The sequence below is a fragment of the Streptomyces sp. NPDC004788 genome (assembly GCF_053601115.1).
The window spans coordinates 39365-63071 of the sequence record NZ_JBSGBF010000023.1; the positions used below are offsets into that span (position 1 = coordinate 39365).

Below are 23707 nucleotides of genomic sequence, written 5' to 3' on the forward strand. Positions count from 1 at the left end.
CACTCATTTGGGTGACAGATTGCGACACGGTGTTTTCGGCCCGGGGTCCCGATTGGTCTTTAGGAAGAGTAATGAGTTACGCTAAGGACATGCCTGACCTGTCCCATGGCGACGTCACCGCCGACGACGCCGCGGCCGTGAACGCGATCCGCAGCGCCGTGATGCGGCTGAGCCGGCGCCTGAAGCACCAGCGCGTCGACGAGTCGCTGAGCCCGACCGAGATGTCGGTGCTCGGCACCCTGTCGCTCTGCGGCTCGGCCACCCCCGGTGAGCTGGCCCGCAAGGAGCACGTCCAGCCGCCGTCGATGACCCGCATCGTCGCGCTGCTCGAAGCCAAGGGCCTGGTCAGGCTGGAGCCGCATCCCGACGACCGGCGGCAGAAGGTGGTCAGGCAGACCGAGCAGGCGGAGTCCATGCTGGAAGAGTCCCGCCGCAAACGGAACGCCTGGCTCGCCACCCTCGCCGAAGGTCTGGACGAGGACGAGTGGGCCAAGCTTCGCGCGGCTGCCCCGGTCCTGGAGAAGCTCGCACACCTCTAGCACCGATGGCCGAGGAGGCGACGCACTTTGAGTACGGGACCCGGAGCAGACTCCGCACCCGTCCATAAACCCGCACACTATTCGCGTGCGAGCGGAGGGGCCCGCAAGGGAACCTTCTCCTCGCTCGGGATCCGGAACTACCGGCTGTTCTTCAGTGGAGCGATCGTCTCCAACACCGGTACGTGGATGGCCCGGATCACCCAGGACTGGCTGGTCCTGAGCCTCACCGGCTCCGCCGCCGCCGTCGGCATCACGACGGCGCTCCAGTTCCTGCCGATGCTGCTGTTCGGCCTGTACGGCGGCGTCATCGCCGACCGCTACCCGAAGCGCCGCATCCTCCTCGCCAGCCAGACCGCGCTCGGACTGTGCGGACTGACCCTGGCCCTGCTGACCCTGACCGGCCAGGTCCAGGTCTGGCACGTGTACCTGATCGCCTTCCTGCTCGGCATGGTCACCGTGGTCGACAACCCGACCCGGCAGTCCTTCGTCTCCGAGATGGTCGGCCCGGCGCAGCTGCGCAACGCGGTCTCGCTGAACTCGGCGAACTTCCAGTCCGCCCGGCTCGTCGGCCCCGCCGTCGCCGGTGTGCTGATCTCCACGGTGGGCAGCGGCTGGGCGTTCCTCATCAACGCGCTGTCCTTCCTCGCGCCGATCGCCGGCCTGCTGCTGATGCGGACGAGCGAACTCCACAAGGTGGAGCGCGCCCCGCGCGGCAAGGGCCAGCTGCGCGAGGGACTGAAGTACGTGGCCGGGCGCCCGGACCTGATCTGGCCGATCGTCCTCGTCGGCTTCGTCGGCACCTTCGGGTTCAACTTCCCGATCTGGCTGACCGCCTTCTCCGGCGAGGTCTTCCACGTCGGCGCCGGGACGTACGGCTTCCTCAACACGCTCATGGCCGCCGGCTCCCTCGCCGGCGCCCTCCTCGCGGCGCGCCGCGGCTCGACCCGGCTGCGCATGCTGGTGGTCGCGGCGGGCGTCTTCGGAGCCCTGGAGATCGCGGCGGCCCTGTCGCCCGCGTTCTGGCTGTTCGCGCTGCTGCTCGTCCCGATCGGCATGATCGGCCTCACGGTCAACATCAGCGCCAACTCCGCCGTCCAGATGGCGACGGACCCGGTCATGCGCGGCCGCGTGATGAGCCTCTACATGATGGTCTTCGCCGGCGGCACCCCGATCGGCGCGCCGCTCCTCGGCTGGGTGACCGACACCTACGGCGCGCGCGTCGGCTTCGCGACGGGCGGTCTGGTCTCCCTGCTCGCGGCGGCCGCCATCGGCCTGGTGCTGGCCCGGGTGGGCGGCCTGAAGGTGGCGATGGGCTGGCAGCACGGCCACCCGACGGTCCGCTTCGTCCCGCAGGAGCGCGAGCCCGCCCTGGCGTCGGCGGCGTAGTCCCCGCTCGGGTACGGGTACGGGGGCGCCGCCCCCGTACCCGTACCCCAGGGCTCGTCAGACCCGCCGCTCCAGAACCTGCCCCGGCCACTCGCCCACCGCGAACGCCTCCGTCCGGGTGAACCCCTGCCGCTCGTAGTACTCCACGAGCCGTCCCTCGCTCCCCGCGAAGCAGTCCACCCGCAGCAGCGACACGCCCGCCCGCCGCGTCTCCTCCGCCGCGTGCGCGAGCAGCGCCGCGCCCACGCCCCGGCCGTGGCACCGCCCGTCGGTCGCGAGGAAGCGCACGTACCGCTCGGGCTCCTCCGCCGGCGGCACGTACACGCCCGGCCGCGGGGTGAGCGTCAGAGTCCCCATCGGGACGCCGTCGATCTCGGCGATCCACGGCTCGCCCTCGGCGACCAGCTGCTCGATCAGCTCCACCGTCTTCGGGCGGGCGCTGAACGGCTCCGTTCCCCACTGCGCCGTGATGCCGTGCTCGTTCAGCCACACCACCGCGCTGTCGAATATCCCGAGCATCGCGGGAACGTCGTCCGCCGCGCCCCGCCTGATCATGATCCCGTTCTCCATTCGGCAGAGGCTAGTGCGGTCGGCGCCTGCCACACTCGCCTCATGAGGCTTTTCGCCGCCGTCGTCCCGCCGCCCGCGCAGCTCGCCGAGCTGGCCCGCGAGGTCGACCGCCTCGCCCACCTGCCCCACGCGGACCGCCTGCGCTGGACCTCGCGCCCCGGCTGGCACTTCACGCTCGCGTTCATGGGCGAGGTCGACGAGGAGCTGCTGCCGGACCTGCGGGCCCGGCTCGGCCGGGCCGCGCACCGCACGGCGCCGTTCCCGCTGCGGCTGCACGGCGGAGGGCACTTCGGGCGGGCGGTGCTGTGGACGGGCGCGGCGGGCGACCTGGACGAGATGCGCCTCCTCGCCGAGCGCGCCGACGCCGCCGCCCGCCGGGCCGGCGTCCCGATGGACGAGCACCGCCGCTACCAGGCCCACCTCACCGTCGCCCGCAGCCGCGCCACCGACGTCGACCTGCGCCCCTTCGTCGCCGCCCTGGCCGACTTCGAGGGCACCCGTTGGGAGGTCGGCGAGCTGGCCCTGGTCCGCAGCAACCTCCCGGGCGGCGGCACCCCGGGCGCCCAGCCGCGCTACGAGACGGTCGCCGCGTGGCCGCTCGGCGCGCCGGGTTAACCTCGTTGGGTGGACCCGAAAACCCGTAACCGGATCATGGCCGGTGTGCTCGTGCTGATGTTCGCGATCGTCGCGGTGGCGTCGGTGGTCGGGCAGTAGCCCTCGAGGGCCGGGCCGGGAGGCCCGGCCGTCGCTGCGTGCCTCCGACGCGCGGGGGGCGCACGACGGCGCGTAAGCCCTCTCGTTGATTACTCAGCGTCACACTTTCGAGGGCCTATCGGCATTGCGGTCACCCAGGGTGGGCATGAGATCGACATGTCCCCTTACGAAGACCAGCAGACCCTGACCGACCGCCGACTCGACGTCTTAGCCTTCGGCACCCGTAGCGCACCCCTTCTCGAACACGGCGACCACGCCCTCTTCGGCGTGAGCACGGGCAACAGCTACTTCAGCCGGCACCGCCTCGCCGAGGCCCTGCGCTGGGCGACGGAGCGCTTCGACCTCGTCGACGTCGTGCACACCGATGTCGCCCTGGAGGCCATGCTCGTGTCCCTCGGGTACGAGCCGGCCGACGCCCGCAGAAGCACCGCCAAGCAGCTCCGCGGCGTGCGCCGCCGCATCGAGGGCGCGCTGGAGGACATCGGACCGGCGGCGGCCGGGCGGGTGCGGGCGAGACCGCTGTCCGTGTTCCTGGACCAGCCCGGCTACCAGGAGGTGCGGGCCCGCGTGCGAAGGGCGCTGCGCACCGACGTCGAGCTGCGCGCCGTCCGCGACCGGATGGCGTACGAGTTTCTCACCAGCCGCCTCGGCGCGGACGTCCTGCCCGTCCCCGCGCAGGTGCAGGCAGCGTTCGACTACGTCGACGCCGAGCTGCCGTTCTTCGTCGACAGCCCCCGGATCCTCGGCGTGGCCTCCTCCGTGCACTGCTACCACACGGTCCTGGCCCTGGGCCGGCTGCTGTTCGGCACGCGTCGGACCGGGCTGCGCCCCGCCGAGAACCAGGGGTACGCGATCGTCGCCTGCCGCGCCTGACCCGCGCCGCCCCGCGTGGCCACCGTCACCTCGCTCTTCGGGGCGGCCGTGATGAGGATCGCCCGGGAGACGTCCTGATCGGCGAAGTGCTCGTCCGGTACGGCGAGTTGGTGCGGGTGTGCGTGGAGCCGCGCCGCCGGCCCGCGCCCGAGCCTCGCCGGAACAGGCGCTTGCTTCGAGCCCACTCGAAGGAGTTGGCTTGGTGCGCATGGAGTACACGCAGCTCGGACGCACGGGACTCAAGGTCAGCCGACTCGTCCTCGGCACGATGAACTTCGGCCCGCAGACGGACGAATCGACCAGTCACGCCATCATGGACGCCGCCCTCGACGCGGGCCTCACCTACTTCGACACGGCCAACGTCTACGGCTGGGGCGAGGAGAAGGGCCGCACCGAGGAGATCATCGGCTCTTGGTTCGCCAAGGACCCGGCCCACCGCGACAAGGTGGTCCTGGCCACCAAGGTGTACGGGAACATGGGCCCGGACGGGCCCGCGTGGCCCAACCACGACAAGCTCTCCGCGGTGAACATCCGCCGGGCCGTCGAGGCCAGCCTCAAGCGCCTCGGCACGGACTACATCGACGTCTACCAGTTCCACCACGTCGACCGCTCGACCCCGTTCGAGGAGATCTGGCAGGCCATTGACGTCCTGATCCAGCAGGGCAAGATCCTCTACGCCGGCTCCTCCAACTTCCCCGGCTACAAGATCGCCCAGGCCAACGAGGCCGCAGCCCGCCGCGGGATGGTCGGCCTGGTCAGCGAGCAGTGCCTCTACAACCTCTACGAGCGGCGCGCCGAGATGGAGGTCATCCCGGCCGCCCAGGAGTACGGCCTCGGCGTCATCCCCTGGTCGCCGCTGCACGGCGGCGTCCTCGGCGGCGTCATCCGCAAGGAGGTCCAGGGCGGCCGCCGCGCGTCCGGCCGGGCCGCGGACCTGCTCGCCGATCCGGCGCAGCGCGCCCGTATCCAGGCGTACGAGGACCTGCTCGACAAGCACGGCCTGGACCCGGCCGAGACGGCCCTCGCCTGGCTGCTCACCCGCCCCGGCGTCACGGGCCCGATCGTCGGCCCGCGCACCCCGGAGCAGCTCCAGGGCGCCCTGCGCGCGCTCGACGTCGAACTGGGCGAGGAGCTGCTCGCCTCCCTCGACGAGATCTTCCCGGGCCCGGGACCGTCCCCGGAGGCGTTCGCCTGGTGACGGCGGAGTGAGTGTCCGGGCCGACGGGTTCCTCCGGTTCAGTGGCGGGGGAACCCGTCGGTCTTGAGGACGAGATCCAGAGGGGTCTTGGTCAGGTCGAGGTCGGTGCCGAAGGGAACCCGGACCTCCTCCGTGTACTCGCCGTCCTCGGGCTTCGTGTAGGCGATGCACCGGCCCGTGTAGGGGTCCGCGATGACGTAGACGGGGACGCCGGCGGTGGCATAGGCGTCGCCAACGATACGCACGGCCGAGCCGGCACGCCGTCGGCGGCGACTCGCCATCCGCCGTGACGGGCGATCATGAACGCGTGAACATCAACAGCACCAGGAAGAACATCGGTTCGGGATCGCCGCTGGAGCCGGAGATCGGCTTCTCGCGCGCCGTCCGCAAGGGCTCCCACGTCGCCGTGGCCGGCACCGCGCCCATCGCGGACGACGGGACCACCGCCGGCGTCGGCGACGTGCACGCCCAGACGGTCCGCTGCATCGACATCGCCGAGACCGCGCTGAAGGCCGCCGGCGCCTCGCTCGACGACGTCGTACGCACCCGGATCATGCTCACCGACATCACCACCTGGAAGGAGGCGGCCAAGGCCCACGGCGAGCGGTTCGCCGACATCCGCCCGGTGACCACCTTCGTGGAGGTGTCCCGCTTCATCGACCCCGACTGGCTGGTGGAGATCGAGGTCGACGCCGTCACGGAGTGATGCGCGCATCGTCGAACTGGTCTGCGTGCATCGCACACCCGGCCGACCACCTCTGTTCCTACTGTGACGTCCCGTAAGAACCCCACAGGACGTGAACGGAGAACGGAACGTGCAGAAGAAGCGATTCGCCCGTCTGGGCTTGATGGCGTCGACCCTGGCGGCCGTTGCGATCGGTGTCACCGCCGTCCCGGCGAGCGCCTCGGACAGCGTGTCGTGCGCGAGCACGGGCTCGACGGAGTGCTGGAGCGGCACCCTTCCCGCCAACGGCAACCACCAGGTCTGTTTCGGCGGGCATCACACCGCGCTCGCCTACTGGGGGCGTGCCGAACTGTGGGACGCCGACACCGGCGTGATGGTCGGGTCCATCCCGACCAACCAGTGGGGGTGGAACACGACCTGTGTCGGCGGCCTGTACGGGTCGCACTACCGCCTGCACGGCACGGGCTCCTACTTCTACGGCGAGGCCTGGAACTGATCCCCGACGCACCACCGACGCCCGCCGGCTTCTGGCCGGCGGGCGTCCGCCGTTCAGCCGTACAGGTGCTACGCCCGGTACGGGCCGCCGAGGCTCCACGCCTGGTGCATGGCGTCCGCGAAGGCCGCCGCCAGCTTGTGCTCGCCCGACGGGCCCGGGTGCGTGCCGTCGTACGTGTCCGCGTGGATGTCGTACGACTCCGGGACCGTCGCGAGCAGCAGCGGCGACGCGGCCGTGTCCAGGTCGGCGACCGTCTTCGCGAGCAGCTCGTTGAAGCGCTCGCACTCGGCCGCGAACGGGGCGTCGTACTCGGCGCGGACGTTCGGGATGACGGGCAGCAGCACCGCCCGGACGGCCGGGTTCGCGGCACGGGCCGCGGCCAGGAAGGCACGGACGTTCTCCACGGTCTGGCCGCTGTTGGTGTAGAAGCCCAGGTCGATCAGGCCCAGCGAGACCAGCAGCGTGTCCGCGCGGGTCGCCGCCACCACCTCACCGACGAGCGGCGCCATGTGCAGCCAGCCTTCGCCCCAGCCGGCCAGGTGGCGGCGGGCGGCGGCCGGGAAGCCGGGGTCGGCGTACGCGTCCGAGGTCGCGGCGTCGTCGGCGGCCTCGTACAGCATGGTGCGCGGGCCGACGATCTCGTAGCCGCCCGGAAGGACCGACTCCAGATGCCGCCACATCCGGTACCGCCAGGTGAAGTCGCCGGCGCGTCCGATGGTCATGCTGTCGCCGACGAACAGAAAACGCATGGTCGACATCATCACCGACGCCGCTCGGTACCGGAGCGGGGTGGAGCAGTGATCCACGACACCTGGCGCAGGTTCGGTTTCCGGGCGAGCCGTCTCGGTCCCCGGCGCGGCGCGGTGCAGGATGCCGTCCGGACCAGATGGACGGGGGAATGGTCATGGTGTGGCAGGAGGTTTCCGCCGTGAGTGTGCCGGCGGAGCACAGGTTCGAGTGGTTCGCCGACATGCTGTCGGCCTCGCTGGCGCCGACGGCGATCAGCAGCGAGCGCGCGGCCGGCTTCGAGGCCGAAGTCGCGTTGCTGGATCTCGGTCCGGTGCAACTGTCGAGGTTCGCGTACTCGCCGATGACGGCGCGCCGCACCCCGGCGCTCATCAGACGGGGCGACCCCGAGCAGTACCACGTGGGATGGATGACGGCAGGCCGCATGGAGGTCGCCCACGCCGGCCACGAGTCCCGGCTCGCCGCCGGGGACATGGTGGTGATGGACACCTCGCGTCCGCAGCGCGCCGTCGCCACCACGGACGGCGGCAGGGCCGAGACACTGGTCCTCCAGGTGCCGAGAGCGATACTGCCCTTACGGGCGGACCGCGTGGACGGGATCCTCGCCCGGGGCTTCCCGGCGGGCTCGGGCATGGCGGCCGTCCTGACGCGTTTCCTGGACGCGTTGCACACGCACGGTTCGGAGTGCCGGCCCGGCGGCCGGGAACGGCTCGGGCCGCTCGCCCTCGAACTGGCGGCCTGCTGCCTCGCCGAGCGACTCGGCACCCTCGACGAGGAGCCGCCCGAGGCACGCCCCTTGGCCCTCCGGGAGCGGATCGACGCCTTCATCGACCACAACCTGGGGGACCCGGAGCTGACACCCCGGTGGATCGCCGACCGCCACCACGTCTCCCTGCGCAGTCTGTACGCCCTGTTCCGGGGGGAGGAGACGAGCGTCGCGGCGACGATCCGCGCGCGCAGACTGGAGCGCTGCCACGCCGACCTCGCGCGCCCCGAGCTGCGCGGGCACCCGGTGCAGACCATCGCGGCCCGCTGGGGGTTCACCAGCGGCACCGTCTTCAGCCGCAGCTTCCGCGAGCGGTACGAGATGACCCCCACCGCGTACCGCAGGCAGGCGATGTGCGACGCGGACGCGCGAAAGGAGGAGACGCGAAAGGAGGAGACGCGAGGGGTGGCGGCACGAGGGGCGGCGGCACGAGGGGCGGCGGCCACGCGGAAGGCCGGGGCGGCCTGCCCGCCAGGCCGCTCGCGCGGCACGGGCCCGCCCGGTGTCACCATGGCACGCTGGACCGTATGCGATCACTCCTGAGCATTGCCGGTGCGGCGGCCGTCCTCGCGCTGGTCGCGGGCCCGGCCGCCGGCGCCGCGGCCGCGGCGGTGTCGGACGACCAGGGCCCCGACCGCGACTTCACCATCGAGGACCCGCGGATCACCGAGTCGAGCGGCCTCGCCGCCAGCCACGCGCATCCCGGCGTCTACTGGACGCACAACGACCAGGACGCGCCCCTGATCTACGGCGTCGACTCCCGTACGGGACGCACCGTCGCGACCCTGACCATGGCGGGCGTCGGCACCCCGCGCGACATGGAGGGCATCTCCGTCGGGCCGGACGGCGACATCTACGTCGGCGACATCGGCGACAACCTCGACGGCTCCTGGGACCACGTCTGGATCTACCGCTTCCCCGAGCCGAAGGAGCTCCGCGACCAGACCGTCCGGGCCACCCAGTACGACGTGAAGTACGCCGACGGCGCCCGCAACGCCGAGGCCCTGATGGTCCATCCGAAGACCGGCCGGGTCTACATCGCCAGCAAGAACCAGAAGGGCGGCGGCCTCTACGAGGGCCCGGAGCGGCTCTCCGCCTCCCGGACGAACGTCTTCCGCCGCGTCGGCGAGGTCCCCTGGGTGACCGACGGAGCCTTCTCCCCGGACGGCGACCGGCTCGTCCTGCGCGGCTACTTCGCGGCCGAGGAGTACGCCTGGAGGAACGGCCGCCTCGCCGACGCCGGCACCGCCGTCGCCGCGCCCTTCCAGGGCCAGGCCGAGTCCGTGACGTACACACCGGACGGCTCGGCCTTCATGTTCGGCTCCGAGGGGAAGAACAGCAGGGTGATCCGCGTGGACCGGGCGGGCGGGACCCCGTCGCCCGGCACCACGGGCACCGGCCCGGGAAGCCCGGGGAACCCGAAGCCCCCCGGCACCGGTCCGGCCGCCACCGGTGGCGGTGGCGGTGCCGGGGGCGGCCAGGGCCAGGGCAACGCCACGCTGGGCTTCGTCGTCCTGGGCCTGGCGGCCGTCGTGGTCGTCGGCCTCAGGCGGATGTTCCGCCGAGGCTGAGGGGCGGCGGGCACGAGAAGGGTGCGGACGTGCCGTCCGCGACCGGGCCCCTCGGCGACCAGATGTCAGAGCTGACCGATGACGTAGTCGATGCAGGCCGTGAGCGCCCGCACGTCCGCCGGGTCGATCGCCGGGAACATCGCGATGCGCAGCTGGTTGCGGCCCAGCTTGCGGTACGGCTCGGTGTCCACGATGCCGTTGGCGCGCAGCGCCTTGGCGACGGCGGCCGCGTCGATGTCGTCGGAGAAGTCGATCGTGCCGATGACCTGCGAGCGCTTCGCCGGGTCGGTGACGAACGGCGTCGCGTACTTGGACTCCTCGGCCCAGCCGTACAGCGCGTCCGAGGACTCCTTCGTACGGGCCACGGCCCAGTCCAGACCGCCCTGGCCGTTGATCCACTTCAGCTGCTCGTTGAGCAGGAAGAGGGTCGCGAGGGCCGGGGTGTTGTAGGTCTGGTTCTTCAGCGAGTTGTCGATCGCGGTCGGCAGGCTGAAGAACTCCGGGATGTGCCGGCCCGACTCGTGGATCTTCTTCGCGCGCTCGAGCGCGGCCGGCGAGAACGCGGCCAGCCACAGACCGCCGTCGGCGGCGAAGGACTTCTGCGGCGCGAAGTAGTAGACGTCCGTTTCGGTGATGTCGACCGGCAGACCGCCGGCGCCCGAGGTCGCGTCGACCAGGACGAGCGCGCCCTCGTCGGCGCCCGCGACCCGCTTCAGCGGGGCGGCGACACCGGTGGAGGTCTCGTTGTGGGTGAAGGCGTAGACGTCGACGCCCGCCTCGGCGACCGGCTCCGGGTGGGTGCCCGGGTCGGAGGAGACGACGGTCGGCTCGGCCAGCCACGGGGCCAGCTTCGCGGCCTTCGCGAACTTCGACGAGAACTCGCCGAAGGTGAGGTGCTGCGACTTGTTCTCGATGAGACCGTGCGTCGCGACGTCCCAGAAGGCGGTCGAGCCGCCGTTGCCCAGGATCACCTCGTAGCCCTCGGGCAGCGAGAACAGGTCACTGATGCCGGCACGCACCTCGCCGACCAGGTTCTTCACCCGGGCCTGGCGGTGGGAGGTACCGAGGTAGGAGGTGCCGGTGGCGGCCAGGGCGTCCAGCGCCTCCGTACGCACCTTGGAGGGGCCCGCGCCGAAACGGCCATCGGCGGGCTTCATGTCAGCGGGAATCTGGATATCGGCCACGAGGCGGAGCGTATCGGGTCGGGAGAGCGGGATCGCGGGATGTCCGCCCGTTGGGACGACGACTGAGACATTCTGTAGTCGTGGGATCACACAAGAATTCGGCGGGGGAGAGGGCGCACGAGCCGGTCGGCGGGCGGGCGCCGGAGCGGGCGGGGGAGCCGGGCGGCGAGCTGGCGCACGCGCTGCGCGCCGCCCTCTCCGGCGACGTCGACTTCTCCACCACCGCCCGCGCCCTGACCTCGATGGACGCCTCCAACTACCGGCGCGTCCCGCTGGGCGTCGTCGCCCCGCGCGACGCCGACGACGTCGCCGCCGCGCTCGCCGTGTGCCGTGTGTACGGGGTGCCGGTCGTCGCCCGCGGCGGCGGCACCTCCATCGCCGGGCAGGCCACCGGGACGGGTGTCGTGTTCGATCTCACCCGCCACATGCGGGGCGTCGTGTCCCTCGACCCCGAGGCGCGCACCGCCGTCGTCCGGCCCGGGCTCGTCCTCGACCGGCTGCGGGACGCGGCCCGCCCGTACGGCCTGACCTTCGGCCCCGACCCGTCCACGCACAGCCGCTGCACCCTCGGCGGCATGATCGGCAACAACGCGTGCGGCGCGCACTCGGTGGCGTGGGGGACGACCGCCGACAACGTGCGGGCCCTCGACGTCGTGACGTACGACGGCCGGCGGCTCTCCCTCGGGCAGAAGTGGCAGGGCGCGCCGGCCGGGCTGCGGGAGCTGGTGGAGAGTCGGCTCGCGCTGCTGCGCACCGGCTACCCGGAGGGCCTGCCGCGCCGCATCTCCGGCTACGCGCTCGACGCGCTGCTGCCGGAGCGCGGCGCGGACGTGGCGCGCTTCTTCTGCGGCAGCGAGGGCACGCTCGGGGTGGTGACGGAGGCGACGGTGCGGCTCGTGCCGCTGCCGGCCGAACCCGTCCTGGTGGTCCTCGGGTACGCGGACGAGAGCGCGGCCGCGGATGCGGCGGCCGGGCTGCTGCCGTTCCGGCCGCTGACCGTCGAGGGGATGGCCACCGACCTCGTGCCGGACGGGGCGGCGGCCGGGCTGCCGCGCGGCGGGGCCTGGCTGTTCGTCGAGACGGACGGCGCGGGCCCGGCTGCCGACCTGGTGCGGGCGGCGGACGCCCTGGACGCCCTGGTGGTGCGGGACCCGGCGGGGCAGCGGGCGCTGTGGCGGATCCGCGAGGACGCGGCGGGTACGGCGACGCGGACGCCGGACGGCGGAGAGGCGTGGCCGGGCTGGGAGGACTGTGCGGTGCCGCCGGCCCGCCTCGGCTCGTATCTTCGCGAGTTCCGTGCGCTGCTGCGGAGGTCCGGGCTGCAAGGGGTGCCGTACGGGCACTTCGGCGACGGCTGCGTCCACGTCCGCATCGACTTCGACCTGTGGACGCGGGAGGGCGTGGCGCGCTTCCGGGAGTTCTCGGCGGAGGTCGCCGACCTGGTGGTGGCGCACGGCGGTTCGCTGTCCGGCGAGCACGGGGACGGGAAGGCGCGGGCGGAGCTGCTGCCGAAGATGTACGGGGACGAGCTGGTCGCCCTGTTCGGCGCGGTCAAGGACCTGTGGGACCCGGACGGCGGGCTGAACCCGGGGATGCTGGTGCGGCCGGAACCACTGGACTCGGGCCTGAGGTTCACCGGGCTGCCGGTCGTGGGGCAAGGCGCGGGGCTGCCGGTCGTGGGGCAGGGCGCGGGGTACGGTGCCGGGCGGGGCGCGGGGGCGGTGGCACGCCTCGGGCGGGAGGCGGCCCGGTGTGTGGGCGTGGCCAAGTGCCGGGCGGACGGCCCGGGTTCGGGGTCGGGCGTGATGTGTCCCTCGTACCGGGCCACCGGCGAGGAGAAGCACTCCACACGCGGCAGGGCCCGCCTGCTCCACGAGATGGCGCTCGGCGGGACGATCACCGACGGGCTGCGCTCGGAGGAGGTCCGGGACGCCCTCGACCTGTGCCTGTCCTGCAAGGGCTGCCGCAGCGACTGCCCCGTGGGCGTCGACATGGCGGCGTACAAGGCGGAGTTCCTGCACGGCCACTATGCCGGGCGGCGCGCCCTGAAACGGCCGCGCTCGCACTGGACGATGGGCGGACTGCCGCACTGGCTCGACCTGTTCGGGCGGCGGCTGAACGTGGCCATGGGGCTGCCGTTCGCCGCGAGGATCGCGGGTGTCACGCCGGAGCGGGCCATGCCGAGGGTGGCCGCGCAGTCCTTCGTGTCCTGGTTCGGCGAACGCGCCTCCGACCGTCCGCCCGCGCTCACGCTCTGGCCGGACACCTTCACCGACCACCTCGCCCCGCACGTCGGCGCCGCGGCGGTGCGGGTCATGGAGGCGGCGGGCCTCGGGGTGGCGCTGCCCCCGGGCCGGGTCTGCTGCGGACTGACGTATGTGTCGACGGGCCGGCTCGACGCGGCACGCCGGGTCATGCGGCGGACGCTGGACGTCATGGTGGGTGCGGGTGCGGGTGCGGGTGCGGGTGCGGGTGCGGGTGCGGGTGCGGGTGGCAGTGCAGAGTCCGAGGCCGGGGCCGAGCCCGAGGCCCGGGCTGGGGCCGAGGCACGGGCCGGGGCTGGGGCCGCGCCCGGGGCCGTCTCGCCTCTGGACCTGCCGGTGGTGGTCCTGGAGCCGTCCTGCGCGGCGGCCCTGCGCACCGACCTCCCCGAGCTGCTGCCCGACGACCCGCGCGCGGCCCGGCTCGCCGCCTCCGTCCGCACCTTCGCCGAGGCCCTGGAGGAGCTCGCCCCCGACTGGACCCCGCCGCGCCTCGACCGCCCGGTCGCCGGTCAGACCCACTGCCACCAGCACGCGGTCCTCGGTGACGCGGCGGAGCGCCGCCTCCGCCGAAAGGCGGGGCTGACGGGGGAGTTGACGGGCGGCTGCTGCGGTCTCGCGGGCAACTTCGGCTTCGAGCCGGGGCACTACGAGTTGTCGATGGCCTGCGCGGAGGACCGGCTGCTGCCCGCGCTGCGGGCCGCGCCGGCGGACGCGGTGGTCCTGGCGGACGGCTTCTCGTGCCGTACGCAGATCACGCACGCGACCCAGGACCGCCACCCGCACCACTTGGCGGAGGTCCTGGCGGAGGCGCTCGACGAGGAGTGACCGGGTGACTAGCCGATGCTCAGCGCGTCCTCGGCGTTGTCCACCCACGGGGTGACGGAGGACTTGTCCGAGACGTTGAAGCCGGGGGTGGAGGCCTTGAGCGGCGTCTGCGTCAGGTCCGAGTCGGTGTCCATGGTCAGCTTGACGTACGACACGGTCTTGCTGCCCGCCCCGGCCGCGCCGCCCATCAGGCCCGCGTACGCCGTCTGACCCGGCTTCAGCCGCAGCGCGTTGTCGATGCCGGGCGCGGTGCCCACCTGGTGCGCCGCCCCGTCGAGGTCGCCGAAGGTGACGATCGGGTGCCCGATCGCCGTGCACGCCTTGGCGGACTTGTTGGTGATCTTCAGCAGGTAGCTGCTGGTGGTGGGCTCGGCGAGCTCCGCCTTGAACGTCACGTCGAAGGTGCTGCACGGGAAGACGTCGTAGTCGGGGTCGGTCGACGGCTTCGCGGTCTTGGTGGGCGCGCTGGTCGGCTTCGGCGTCTTGGGCTTGGGCGCGGCCGGCTTCGACGGCACCGTCGTCGGCGCGTCCGTCGTCGGCGCGCCCGGCCCGGTGGAGGACGTGGCGGACGGCGCGGCGGGGGTGGTCGGCGCGCCGGCCGCGCCGTCCTCCGACGGCCCGCAGGCGGTCAGGCCGAGCGCGGACACGGCGACGAGGACGACGGCGGCTCTGCGGACGGTGCTCATGGCGGTTCTCCCCCGATGACGAGGCGCGTGCGGCGTGCTCGCGCTGTGGTGAGGACAGGATCCCGTGGCAGCTTCACAACTTGGTGACGGCGCCTTTCCGAATTCACCACGGTTCGTCGCACGCCGGAGTGTCGGCCCGTCAGGTCCGGTGGCGCCCCGCCCCCCAACCCACCGCCCCCCGCCCCGCGCCCCCCGGCCCCCGCTCCCCGGCTCCCGCTCCCCGGCTCCCGCTCCCCGGCGCCCCGCCCCGCGCCCCTACCGGTCGCCCTCCCGCACGATCCGCCGCGCCAGCTCCACCAGCGCCCCCGTCGCCGGGTGCCGGTCGCCGTCCCGCCAGGCGAGCAGGACCGGGAGGGACGGCGCGTCGGGCAGGGGGCGGTAGGTGACGCCCGGGTGGGGGTGGAGGGCGGCGGTGGACGCGGCGGAGACGCCGATGCCGCGGCCGGCGGCGATCGCGGTGAGCCAGTCGTCGGTGTTGGCGACGGTGAGGGTGGAGCGGGGGCGGCTGGCCGGGGGCCAGAGGTCGAGGGTGGTGGTGCCGGAGACCGGGTTGAGGATCGCGGTCTGCGCCGCCAGGTCCGCCAGGGTCAGGGTGTCGCGGGTGGCGAGCGGGCTGTCCGCGGGCACCGCCGCCACCCGCCGCTCGGTGAGGAGTTCCTCGGTGGCCAGGCCGGGGATCTCCACGGGGCCGCGGAGCAGCGCCGCGTCGACCTCGCCGCGGAGCAGGCCGGCCGTGCGGTCGTCGATGCGGAGGAGTTCGAGCGGGGTGCCGGGGTGTTCCCGCTGCCAGCGGCGCAGCAGCGGAGTGGTGTACGGGCCGAAGGCCGACCAGGCGTGGCCGAGGCGGAGCGGGCGGTGGTGGAGCCGTGCGGGGTCGACGGCCGCGTCGAACGCGGCGACGGCCGCCGCGGCCCGGTCGCGGACGTCGCGTCCCTCGGGCGTGAGCGCCACGTGGTGGGTGGAGCGGTCGACGAGCCGCGCCCCCATGTGCTTCTCCAACGCCGCGAGGGTGCGGGACACGGCGGGCTGGGTGAGGTGCAGCCGGCCGGCGGCCCGGGTCAGGTTGCCCTCCTCGGCGATGGCCAGAAAGCAGCGGAGGTGGCGGAGCTCGATGCTCGTGCGGCTCATGCGTGCGGAGCATAAGCGCAGCGCAACCGGCATTTCACATGCCGCGCGGGGGCTCTTAGCGTGAACGGTGGAGTCCTGAAACCAGCAGTGCATTACTCTGGACTTCATGGTCCACTTCAGTGGACTGGATCGTGATCAAGGCAAGGAGCACGCCGGTGGACAGCCCGGTCAAGGACATACCCGCGGCCTCAGTCACCGCCCCCACCGCCCCCACCGCCTCCACCGCGCACGCGGCGGCGCACACCGCCCGTGCCGGCGCCGGCCGTCTCGGGCCCGTCGCCCTCGTCGTCGCGGGCGGTCTCTCCGTGCAGTTCGGCTCCGCCGTCGCCGTCCTCCTCATGCCCCGCGCCGGCGCCCTCGGCGTCGTCACCCTGCGGCTCGTCCTCGCCGCCGCCGTGCTCCTGATCGCCTGCCGGCCCAAGGTCCGCGGCTACGGCCGCGCCGACTGGGGCACGGTGCTCGCCTTCGGCGCCGCCATGTCCGGCATGAACATCCTCTTCTACCTCTCCGTCGACCGGATCCCGCTCGGCGCCGCCGTCACCCTGGAGGTGCTCGGCCCGCTCGCGCTCTCCGTCGTCGCCTCCCGCCGCCTGGTCAACCTCCTCTGGGCGGGCCTCGCCCTCGTCGGCGTCGCCCTCCTCAGCGGCGTCACCAGCGGCGGCCTCGACCGGCTGAACCCGGCCGGCGCCTGCTTCGCGCTCGCCGCGGGCGCCATGTGGGCCACGTACATCGTCTTCAGCGCCCGGACCGGCCGCCGCTTCCCGCAGGCGGACGGCCTCGCCCTGGCGATGGCGGTCGGCGCGCTGATCAGCCTGCCGTTCGGCATCACGGAGGCGGGCGACCGGCTCCTCGTCCCGTCGACGATCGGCCTGGGCCTCGCCGTCGCGCTGATGTCCTCGGTCCTGCCGTACACCCTCGAACTGCTCGCCCTGCGCCGCCTCCCCGCCCCCACCTTCGCCATCCTCATGAGCCTGGAACCGGCCATCGCCGCCACCGCCGGCTTCCTCGTCCTCCACCAGGCGCTCGACCTGACGGACGCGCTCGCGATCGCCCTCGTGATCGCGGCGAGCATGGGCGCGGTACGCACCCAGGTGGCGCGCTCGTCCCACTGACCCCCTCTTCGGGCTCCGGCCCTACGACGCCTGCAGCGCGTCCACCACCACCATCCGCCGCACCCGACGCGCCGGCAGCACCGAGGCCGCGACGCCCGTCGCGACCGTGGCGGCGAGGAGGGCCAGGACGGTCAGGGCCGTGCCGCCCGAGGAGACGAGGACGGCGAGCGGGGAGATGCGGCCGGCCGTGACGGAGCGGGCGGCCAGCGTGCCGTAGACCAGGCCGAGGAGGGTGCCGGCGAGGGCGCCCGTGAGGGCCAGGAGGACGGACTCCAGGGTGAGCATGCGGCGCAGCTGTTCGCCCGCGAGTCCGATGGCCCGCAGCATGCCGAACTCGCGCGTCCGCTCCTCCACCGTCAGCATCAGGGTCGCCGCCACGCCCAGTGCCGCGATGGTCATCGAGAAGCCGAGCAGCACGGTGACCACGAGCATCAGCCGGTCCAGCAGCGAGCGGACGATGGTCGCGTCGGAGCCGGTGTCGGCGATGCGGATGCCCGGGTACGAGGTGAGGGCGCGGTCGAGCGCGGCGCGGGCGTCGGCGTGGGAGACGCCGTCCGCCGGGTTGACCAGCACGGTCGACAGGCGTGCGCTGCCCGGCGCCGCCAGCTGGTCGAAGGTCGCGCCCGTCACGTACAGCGTCGCGTCCGGGAACAGCGCCGCGGGCAGCATCTCCCCGCCGGAGCCCCGGACGGTCCGCAGCCCGGGGACGGTTCCGCGCCCCAGCGCCTCCCCGTCCTTGAGGGAACGCGCCGCCGCCATGCCCTCCGCGTCCGGGTTGAGGCCGGCCGGGTCGGCGGTGGCGACGACCGTGGTGCCACGGCCGCCCGCCGGGCCCGTCGCCGTACGGCCCGTTGCCGTATCGCCCGTGGCGGCCCGGTCCGTCGTCGTACGGACTGTCGTCGTACGGTCCGTGGCCGCCCGGTCCGTCGTCGTGCGGACCGTCGTCGTGCGGACCGGGGTCGTCGTCAGCGCGTGCTCGGCGCGCAGGGCGGTGAGGGCGTCGGCGGGTACGGGCGCGCCGTCGGTGTCCAGGGCGAAGACGGCGGGCATGCGGTCGGCCAGCATCTCCTCCAGGCCGCCCTTGGTGATGTCGATCGCGGTCACCGCCGACACGGCCACCGTGACGCCCACGAGCATCGCGGAGGCGGCGGCGCTGGTGCGGGCCGCGTTGGCGCGCAGCTGCTGGACGGAGAGGCGGCCGACCGTGCCGAACGGGCGGCGCAGGGCGAGGCCGAGCAGGGCGACGAGCGGCGGCAGCACGTACCGCCCGTAGCGCAGGACGGCGAAGAAGGTGAGGATCGCGCCTCCCGTGACGGCGAGGAGCGAGAGCGCGGAGCCGCCGAACGCGCCGAGGACGAGGAGTGCGGCTCCGGCCGTCAGCATCAGGACGGAGACGACCTCGCGGACGGCCCGGCTGCCGGGCTCCGGGAGCGTCGCGGTGCCGCTCGCCGCGAGCGCGGCGACCGGGGGGACGGCGGAGGCGGCGCGGGCGGGGCGGCGCACGGCCCAGAGGGTGAGCAGCACGCCGAAGATCCCGCCGAGGACGAAGGTCCAGCGGCCCGGCAGCAGGGAGATCTCGACGGGCCCGAGGTCGGCGAGGCCGTTCAGGAGCGCGGTGCCGAGGGCGCAGGCGCCGGCGCCCGCCGCGAGACCGGCGGCGGAGGCGAGCAGGCCGAGCAGCAGGCCCTGGCGGCGGATGAGCCGGCGGACCTGGTCGCGGTCGGTCCCGACGCAGCGCAACAGGGCAAGCTGCCGGGCGCGTTGGGCGAGGACGACGGAGAAGGTGTTGGTGACGACCATGCGGGCGACGGCCATCGCGATGAGGACGAAGGAGAGCGCGGCGGCGAGCACGACCGCGTACATCGTCCTGCCGCTCTGCTGCGCCTCCTCGACCGCCCCGGCGTGCGTCCGGGCCGCGACCCCGGCACCCAGTTCCGCCGTGACGGCCTTGGTGACGGCGAGCGCGTCGGCGCCGGGGCGCAGGGCCAGGTCGAGGTGGGTGGCGCGCAGGCCGGTGGCGTAGGTGGCGGTGTCGGCGTACGGGACGCCGATGGCGGGCTGGGAGCCGAGTGCCTGCGAGGCGGAGGTGTCGAGCAGGCCGGTGAGGCGCACGTCGGCGGTGCCGCCGGCCGCCCTGGTGAGCCGTACGGTGTCGCCGATCCGGACGCCCGCGCGGGCCGCGCTGTCCTGGTCGAGGGCGATCTCACCGGCGCGCTCGGGCCAGGCGCCGTCGGCGAGCCGCTGCCAGCGCAGGGCCGGGTCCGCGGCGACGGAGGTGACGAGCGCCCGGTCGTCGAGCGGGCGGCCGGAGGGCGTGACGACGTTGGCGTGGCCGGTCAACCGCTCGGCGACGGCGGCGACGTGGGGCACGCGCGCGGCCCTGGCCGCCGCGTCCTTCGGCAGTGCGCCGCCCGGGGTGCCGTCGCGCGGGGTGACCTGGACGGCCGCCTCGCCGACGTCGGCCGCCGCGGACTGCTCGTACGACTGCACGAGCGCGCCCGCGCCGCCGACGGACAGCACGAGGAAGGCCACGCCGACGGCGACGGCGGCGCCGGTGAGGACGAGTTGGCGCAGCTGGGCGCGGAAGTCCTTGAACGTGAAGGACAGCAGGGAGGGGGAGGACGGCATGGCCTCCACGCTAGGAGCGGGCGACGGCCCGACGCGGCGCCGTGAAGCACGATTCGGGGTCATCCCGAAGTCGTCGTGACAGGAGCGCGGGTACCTCTCCGGGATGACCCCGTCGGCCGCGCCGAAATCAAAAAGCAAGCACGCTTGATTGTTTCTGTCCCGGCTGCCATGCTCCTCACGCACGTCCGTGACCCGCCCGTCCCCGAGGGGAGCGCTCCGTGTCCGACCCAGCTGCAGTGCTCGACGACCTGCGTGTCGAGAGCGAGGAAGTCGACGCCCTGGTCGGCGACTTGACCGCCGAACAGTGGGCCGCGCCCACCCCGGCGCCGGGCTGGACCGTCGCCCATCAGATCGCCCACCTCGCCTGGACCGACGCGGCCGCGCTGCTCGCCGCGACCGACCCCGACGCGTTCGCCGCCGAGGCACGGAAGGCGCTCGACGCGCCCGACCGCTTCGTCGACGACGGTGCGGAGGAGGGCGCCGCGCTGCCGCCCGCCGCGCTGCTCGCCCGCTGGCGCGAGGGCCGCGAGGAGCTCCACCGGGTGCTGCGCGAGGCCCCGCCCGGCACCCGTTTCCCCTGGTACGGGCCCGCCATGAGCGCCGTCTCGCTCGCGACCGCCCGCCTCATGGAGACCTGGGCGCACGGCCAGGACGTGGCCGACGCCCTCGGGGTCGTACGCCGGCCGACCGCCCGGCTGCGGCACATCGCGTGGATCGGGCTGCGGGCACGCGACTACGCGTACCTCGTGCGCGGCCTCATCCCGCCCGCCGAGCCCTTCCGCCTCGAACTCACCGCGCCCGAGGGGGTGTCGGAGGGCATGTCCGGCGTCGGCGAGGTGTGGTCGTACGGCCCCGAGGACGCGCCCCAGCTCGTCACCGGCCCCGCCCTCGACTTCTGCCTCCTGGTGACCCAGCGCGTCCACCGCGCCGACACCGCGCTCGTCGCACACGGAGCCGACGCCGAGGAGTGGCTCGGGATCGCCCAGGCGTTCGCGGGCCCGGCCGGTCAGGGCCGGGCCCCCAAGGGGGCGCGGTGACGGGCGCGGCGAGGGTCCTGCGGATCGGCAACGCGTCCGGCTTCTACGGCGACCGCTTCGACGCCGTGCGGGAGATGCTGACCGGGGGCGGGCCCGACGGCCGGCTCGACGTCCTCACCGGGGACTACCTCGCCGAGCTGACCATGCTCATCCTCGGCCGCGAGCTGCTCAAGGACCCCTCGGCCGGTTACGCCAGGACCTTCCTGCGCCAGATGGAGGAGGGCCTCGGGCTCGCCCACGAGCGCGGCACCCGGATCGTCACCAACGCCGGCGGCCTCAACCCGGCCGGTCTCGCCGACGCCCTGCGCGCGCTGGCCGAGCGGCTCGGCATACCCGTCCGCGTCGCCCACGTCGAGGGCGACCGACTGCCGCCGCGGCCGGGCGTGCTCGCGGCCAACGCCTATCTCGGCGGCGGCGGGATCGCCGCCTGTCTCGCCGCCGGCGCGGACGTCGTCGTCACCGGCCGGGTCACCGACGCGGCCCTCGTCACCGGGCCCGCGCAGTGGTTCTTCGGCTGGGGCCCGGAGGCGTACGACGAGCTGGCGGGCGCGGTCGTCGCCGGGCACGTGCTGGAGTGCGGCACCCAGGCGACCGGCGGCAACTACGCCTTCTTCCAGGGGCACGACGTGCGCCGCCCCGGCTTTCCCGTCGCGGAACTCCACGCGGACGGCAGCGCCGTCATCACCAAGCACCCCGGCACCGGCGGTCTCGTCGACGTCGGCACGGTCACCGCCCAGCTCCTCTACGAGACGGCCGGCGCCCGCTATGCCGGACCCGACGTGACCGCCCGCCTCGACACGGTCCGGCTCACCCAGGAGGGCCCCGATCGGGTGCGGATCGACGGGGTGCGGGGCGAGGCCCCGCCCCCGACGCTCAAGGCGGGCCTGTGCGCGCTCGGCGGCTTCCGCAACGAGGTCGTCTTCGTGCTCACCGGACTCGACATCGAGGCGAAGGCGGAGCTCGTGCGGGAACAGCTCCGCGACGCCCTGGCGAAGAACCCGCCCGCCGAGGTGCGTTGGGAGCTCGCCCGCACCGACCGCGCGGACGCGGACACCGAGGAGACCGCGAGCGCCCTGCTGCGGCTCGTCGTCCGGGACCCCGACCCCGAGAAGGTCGGCCGCACCCTGACCGGGGCCGCGATCGAGCTGGCCCTCGCGAGCTACCCCGGCTTCCACGTCACCGCCCCGCCCGGCAAGGGTGCCCCCTACGGGGTCTTCGAGTCCGCCTCCGTGCCCGTGGGGGAGGTCCCGCACACGGCCGTGCTGCCCGACGGGACCCGCGCCCCCGTCCCCGTACCGCCGCGGACCCGGCCCCTCGAAGCCGTACCGGCCCCCGAGCTCCCGCCGCCGCTGCCGCCGTCGCCGACCCGGCGCGCCCCGTTCGGCCTCGTCGCCGGCGCCCGCAGCGGCGACAAGGGCGGCGACGCCAACGTCGGCGTCTGGGTCCGCACGGACGAGGAGTGGCGCTGGCTCGTGCACGCCCTCACCGTCGAGCGTTTCCGCGCACTGCTGCCGGAGACGGCGGACCTGCCGGTCGAGCGGCACGTGCTGCCCGGCCTCCGCGCGCTCAACTTCACGGTCGGCGGGATCCTCGGCGAGGGCGTCGCCTCCCGGGCCCGTTTCGACCCGCAGGCCAAGGCCCTCGGCGAATGGCTGCGATCCAGGCATGTGGACATCCCGGAGGTACTGCTGTGACCGTCCTCGCCTCCGCCCTCGACACCGGCGGACCGGACCACGCGGCCCATCGCGCCGCCATGCTCGACAAGCTGGCCGCCCTCGACGCCGAGCACGCCAAGGCGCTCGCGGGCGGCGGCGAGAAGTACACCGAACGCCACCGGCGGCGCGGCAAGCTGCTCGCCCGCGAGCGCATCGAGCTCCTCGTCGACCCCGACACCCCCTTCCTGGAGCTGTCGCCGCTCGCCGCCTGGGGCAGCGACCATCCCGTAGGGGCGTCCCTGGTGACGGGCATCGGGGTGATCGAGGGCGTCGAGTGCCTGATCACCGCCAACGACCCCACCGTGCGCGGCGGCGCCTCCAACCCGTGGACGCTGAAGAAGGCCCTGCGCGCCAACGAGATCGCGTACGCCAACCGCCTCCCCGTCGTCTCGCTCGTCGAGTCCGGCGGCGCGGACCTCCCCTCCCAGAAGGAGATCTTCATCCCGGGCGGGGCGCTCTTCCGCGACCTCACCCGGCTCTCCGCCGCCGGCATCCCGACGATCGCGGTCGTCTTCGGCAACTCGACGGCGGGCGGCGCGTACGTCCCCGGCATGTCCGACCACACCGTGATGATCAAGGAGCGGTCGAAGGTCTTCCTCGGCGGCCCGCCGCTCGTGAAGATGGCGACGGGGGAGGAGAGCGACGACGAGTCGCTCGGCGGCGCCGAGATGCACGCCCGGACCAGCGGACTCGCCGACCACTACGCCGTCGACGAGCACGACGCGCTGCGCCAGGCGCGCCGGATCGTCGCCCGCCTCAACCACCGCAAGGCGCACGCCGATCCGGACCCGGCGACGGTCGAACCGCCGAAGTACGCGGAGGAGGAGCTGCTCGGGATCGTGCCGGGCGACCTCAAGACGCCGTTCGACCCGCGCGAGGTGATCGCGCGGATCGTGGACGGCTCGGACTTCGACGAGTTCAAGCCGCTGTACGGGCCGAGCCTGGTGACCGGCTGGGCGCGGCTGCACGGCTACCCGGTCGGCGTCCTCGCCAACGCGCAGGGCGTGCTGTTCAGCGCCGAGTCCCAGAAGGCGGCGCAGTTCATCCAGCTGGCGAACCAGCGCGACATCCCGCTGCTCTTCCTGCACAACACCACCGGCTACATGGTCGGCAAGGAGTACGAGCAGGGCGGCATCATCAAGCACGGCGCCATGATGATCAACGCGGTGTCGAACTCCCGCGTGCCCCACCTGAGCGTCCTCATGGGCGCGTCGTACGGCGCCGGGCACTACGGCATGTGCGGCCGGGCCTACGACCCGCGCTTCCTCTTCGCCTGGCCGAGCGCCAAGTCCGCCGTCATGGGCCCGCAGCAGCTCGCGGGCGTGCTGTCGATCGTGGCGCGCGCCTCGGCCGCCGCGAAGGGACAGCCGTACGACGAGGAGGCGGACGCGGGGCTGCGCGCGCTGGTCGAGGCGCAGATCGAGGCGGAGTCGCTGCCCATGTTCCTCTCCGGGCGGCTGTACGACGACGGGGTCATCGACCCGCGCGACACGCGCACGGTCCTCGGGCTCTGCCTGTCCGCGATCCACACGGCACCGGTCGAGGGCGCGCGCGGCGGCTTCGGCGTCTTCCGAATGTGAGGC

21 protein-coding genes are annotated in these 23707 nt (G+C 73.7%); 14 read left to right on the forward strand and 7 right to left on the reverse strand.

Translation table 11 applies throughout. The features are described 5' to 3' along the window. Positions 1 to 89: 89 nt before the first annotated feature. Both ACWEJX_RS13225 and ACWEJX_RS13230 read left to right on the forward strand, forming a co-directional pair. Positions 90 to 539 (forward strand): MarR family winged helix-turn-helix transcriptional regulator, encoded by a 450-nt coding sequence (locus ACWEJX_RS13225; RefSeq protein WP_403799398.1) that lies wholly within the window; start codon positions 90 to 92, stop codon positions 537 to 539. A gap of 27 nt (positions 540 to 566) precedes the next feature. Next, positions 567 to 1925 carry an MFS transporter gene (locus ACWEJX_RS13230; RefSeq protein WP_451607548.1) on the forward strand — a complete coding sequence of 453 codons (1359 nt, stop codon included), beginning with the start codon at positions 567 to 569 and terminating at the stop codon, positions 1923 to 1925. 57 nt (positions 1926 to 1982) lie between these two features. Here the strand turns inward: ACWEJX_RS13230 and ACWEJX_RS13235 are convergent, their stop codons facing one another. After that, entirely contained in the window at positions 1983 to 2495 is a 513-nt protein-coding gene (locus ACWEJX_RS13235) for a GNAT family N-acetyltransferase (RefSeq protein ID WP_451607549.1), read from the reverse strand. Positions 2496 to 2537: 42 nt separating this feature from the next. Between ACWEJX_RS13235 and thpR the strand changes: the two genes are divergently transcribed. The 3 genes from thpR to ACWEJX_RS13250 all read left to right on the forward strand — a co-directional run bounded on the left by thpR (position 2538) and on the right by ACWEJX_RS13250 (position 5280). Next, the gene (thpR, locus tag ACWEJX_RS13240; protein WP_451607550.1) at positions 2538 to 3110 is read left to right on the forward strand and encodes an RNA 2',3'-cyclic phosphodiesterase; all 573 of its coding nucleotides are present in this window, start codon (positions 2538 to 2540) and stop codon (positions 3108 to 3110) included. 255 nt (positions 3111 to 3365) lie between these two features. Next, positions 3366 to 4082, forward strand: coding sequence for a tRNA-dependent cyclodipeptide synthase (locus tag ACWEJX_RS13245; protein WP_451607551.1), 717 nt, complete (start codon positions 3366 to 3368; stop codon positions 4080 to 4082). 208 nt (positions 4083 to 4290) lie between these two features. Beyond that, positions 4291 to 5280, forward strand: a complete 990-nt coding sequence (locus ACWEJX_RS13250; protein ID WP_451607552.1) for an aldo/keto reductase — start codon at positions 4291 to 4293, stop codon at positions 5278 to 5280. Between the two features lie 38 nt (positions 5281 to 5318). Here ACWEJX_RS13250 and ACWEJX_RS13255 read toward each other — a convergent pair whose 3' ends face one another. Further along, a complete protein-coding gene (locus ACWEJX_RS13255; protein ID WP_451607553.1) occupies positions 5319 to 5525 on the reverse strand; it encodes a hypothetical protein in 207 nt (68 codons plus the stop codon). Positions 5526 to 5587: 62 nt separating this feature from the next. Here ACWEJX_RS13255 and ACWEJX_RS13260 point away from each other — a divergent pair, with 62 nt between their 5' ends. Both ACWEJX_RS13260 and ACWEJX_RS13265 read left to right on the forward strand, forming a co-directional pair. Next, the gene (locus ACWEJX_RS13260) at positions 5588 to 5986 is read left to right on the forward strand and encodes a RidA family protein (RefSeq protein ID WP_451607554.1); all 399 of its coding nucleotides are present in this window, start codon (positions 5588 to 5590) and stop codon (positions 5984 to 5986) included. A 109-nt stretch (positions 5987 to 6095) separates the two neighbouring features. Continuing rightward, positions 6096 to 6461 (forward strand): hypothetical protein, encoded by a 366-nt coding sequence (locus ACWEJX_RS13265; protein WP_451607555.1) that lies wholly within the window; start codon positions 6096 to 6098, stop codon positions 6459 to 6461. Between the two features lie 68 nt (positions 6462 to 6529). Here ACWEJX_RS13265 and ACWEJX_RS13270 read toward each other — a convergent pair whose 3' ends face one another. Next, a complete protein-coding gene (locus ACWEJX_RS13270; protein WP_451607556.1) occupies positions 6530 to 7210 on the reverse strand; it encodes a GDSL-type esterase/lipase family protein in 681 nt (226 codons plus the stop codon). A gap of 179 nt (positions 7211 to 7389) precedes the next feature. Here ACWEJX_RS13270 and ACWEJX_RS13275 point away from each other — a divergent pair, with 179 nt between their 5' ends. Both ACWEJX_RS13275 and ACWEJX_RS13280 read left to right on the forward strand, forming a co-directional pair. Further along, entirely contained in the window at positions 7390 to 8517 is a 1128-nt protein-coding gene (locus tag ACWEJX_RS13275; RefSeq protein ID WP_451607557.1) for an AraC-like ligand-binding domain-containing protein, read from the forward strand. Further along, positions 8502 to 9545, forward strand: a complete 1044-nt coding sequence (locus ACWEJX_RS13280; RefSeq protein ID WP_451607558.1) for a WD40 repeat domain-containing protein — start codon at positions 8502 to 8504, stop codon at positions 9543 to 9545. The genes ACWEJX_RS13275 and ACWEJX_RS13280 overlap by 16 nt, the downstream gene beginning before the upstream one ends. Positions 9546 to 9610: 65 nt before the next feature. On the opposite strand, the gene serC is transcribed toward ACWEJX_RS13280, so the two are convergent. Continuing rightward, a complete protein-coding gene (gene serC, locus ACWEJX_RS13285; protein ID WP_451607559.1) occupies positions 9611 to 10729 on the reverse strand; it encodes a phosphoserine transaminase in 1119 nt (372 codons plus the stop codon). A gap of 170 nt (positions 10730 to 10899) precedes the next feature. On the opposite strand from serC, the gene ACWEJX_RS13290 reads away from it, so the two are divergent. Beyond that, positions 10900 to 13818 (forward strand): FAD-binding and (Fe-S)-binding domain-containing protein, encoded by a 2919-nt coding sequence (locus ACWEJX_RS13290; protein WP_451607589.1) that lies wholly within the window; start codon positions 10900 to 10902, stop codon positions 13816 to 13818. 8 nt (positions 13819 to 13826) lie between these two features. Here the strand turns inward: ACWEJX_RS13290 and ACWEJX_RS13295 are convergent, their stop codons facing one another. Both ACWEJX_RS13295 and ACWEJX_RS13300 read right to left on the reverse strand, forming a co-directional pair. After that, complete coding sequence (locus ACWEJX_RS13295) at positions 13827 to 14504, reverse strand: DUF4232 domain-containing protein (RefSeq protein WP_451607560.1); 678 nt, start codon at positions 14502 to 14504, stop codon at positions 13827 to 13829. A gap of 255 nt (positions 14505 to 14759) precedes the next feature. Continuing rightward, complete coding sequence (locus ACWEJX_RS13300; RefSeq protein WP_451607590.1) at positions 14760 to 15665, reverse strand: LysR family transcriptional regulator; 906 nt, start codon at positions 15663 to 15665, stop codon at positions 14760 to 14762. Positions 15666 to 15787: 122 nt separating this feature from the next. Between ACWEJX_RS13300 and ACWEJX_RS13305 the strand changes: the two genes are divergently transcribed. Further along, a complete protein-coding gene (locus ACWEJX_RS13305; RefSeq protein WP_451607561.1) occupies positions 15788 to 16744 on the forward strand; it encodes an EamA family transporter in 957 nt (318 codons plus the stop codon). A gap of 21 nt (positions 16745 to 16765) precedes the next feature. Here ACWEJX_RS13305 and ACWEJX_RS13310 read toward each other — a convergent pair whose 3' ends face one another. Next, positions 16766 to 19372 carry an FtsX-like permease family protein gene (locus tag ACWEJX_RS13310; protein WP_451607562.1) on the reverse strand — a complete coding sequence of 869 codons (2607 nt, stop codon included), beginning with the start codon at positions 19370 to 19372 and terminating at the stop codon, positions 16766 to 16768. A gap of 218 nt (positions 19373 to 19590) precedes the next feature. On the opposite strand from ACWEJX_RS13310, the gene ACWEJX_RS13315 reads away from it, so the two are divergent. Genes ACWEJX_RS13315 through ACWEJX_RS13325 form a run of 3 tightly spaced genes read left to right on the forward strand, consistent with a single transcriptional unit; the run spans position 19591 to position 23704 of the window. Then, entirely contained in the window at positions 19591 to 20409 is an 819-nt protein-coding gene (locus ACWEJX_RS13315; protein WP_451607563.1) for a TIGR03084 family metal-binding protein, read from the forward strand. Beyond that, positions 20406 to 22103 carry an acyclic terpene utilization AtuA family protein gene (locus ACWEJX_RS13320; RefSeq protein WP_451607564.1) on the forward strand — a complete coding sequence of 566 codons (1698 nt, stop codon included), beginning with the start codon at positions 20406 to 20408 and terminating at the stop codon, positions 22101 to 22103. Before ACWEJX_RS13315 ends, ACWEJX_RS13320 begins: the two co-directional genes overlap by 4 nt. Further along, on the forward strand, positions 22100 to 23704 hold the full coding sequence (locus tag ACWEJX_RS13325; protein ID WP_451607565.1) for an acyl-CoA carboxylase subunit beta: 1605 nt from the start codon (positions 22100 to 22102) through the stop codon (positions 23702 to 23704). Before ACWEJX_RS13320 ends, ACWEJX_RS13325 begins: the two co-directional genes overlap by 4 nt. Positions 23705 to 23707 lie beyond the last annotated feature (3 nt).

What these genes read in the sequence shown, in the direction of transcription:
- ACWEJX_RS13225 (WP_403799398.1), top strand. Translation starts at nt 90, where the DNA reads ATGCCTGACCTGTCCCATGGCGACGTCACCGCCGACGACGCCGCGGCC.
- ACWEJX_RS13235 (WP_451607549.1), bottom strand. Translation starts at nt 2,495, where the DNA reads ATGGAGAACGGGATCATGATCAGGCGGGGCGCGGCGGACGACGTTCCC.
- thpR (WP_451607550.1), top strand. Translation starts at nt 2,538, where the DNA reads ATGAGGCTTTTCGCCGCCGTCGTCCCGCCGCCCGCGCAGCTCGCCGAG.
- ACWEJX_RS13245 (WP_451607551.1), top strand. Translation starts at nt 3,366, where the DNA reads ATGTCCCCTTACGAAGACCAGCAGACCCTGACCGACCGCCGACTCGAC.
- ACWEJX_RS13250 (WP_451607552.1), top strand. Translation starts at nt 4,291, where the DNA reads ATGGAGTACACGCAGCTCGGACGCACGGGACTCAAGGTCAGCCGACTC.
- ACWEJX_RS13270 (WP_451607556.1), bottom strand. Translation starts at nt 7,210, where the DNA reads ATGCGTTTTCTGTTCGTCGGCGACAGCATGACCATCGGACGCGCCGGC.
- ACWEJX_RS13280 (WP_451607558.1), top strand. Translation starts at nt 8,502, where the DNA reads ATGCGATCACTCCTGAGCATTGCCGGTGCGGCGGCCGTCCTCGCGCTG.
- ACWEJX_RS13295 (WP_451607560.1), bottom strand. Translation starts at nt 14,504, where the DNA reads ATGAGCACCGTCCGCAGAGCCGCCGTCGTCCTCGTCGCCGTGTCCGCG.
- ACWEJX_RS13300 (WP_451607590.1), bottom strand. Translation starts at nt 15,665, where the DNA reads ATGCCGGTTGCGCTGCGCTTATGCTCCGCACGCATGAGCCGCACGAGC.
- ACWEJX_RS13310 (WP_451607562.1), bottom strand. Translation starts at nt 19,372, where the DNA reads ATGCCGTCCTCCCCCTCCCTGCTGTCCTTCACGTTCAAGGACTTCCGC.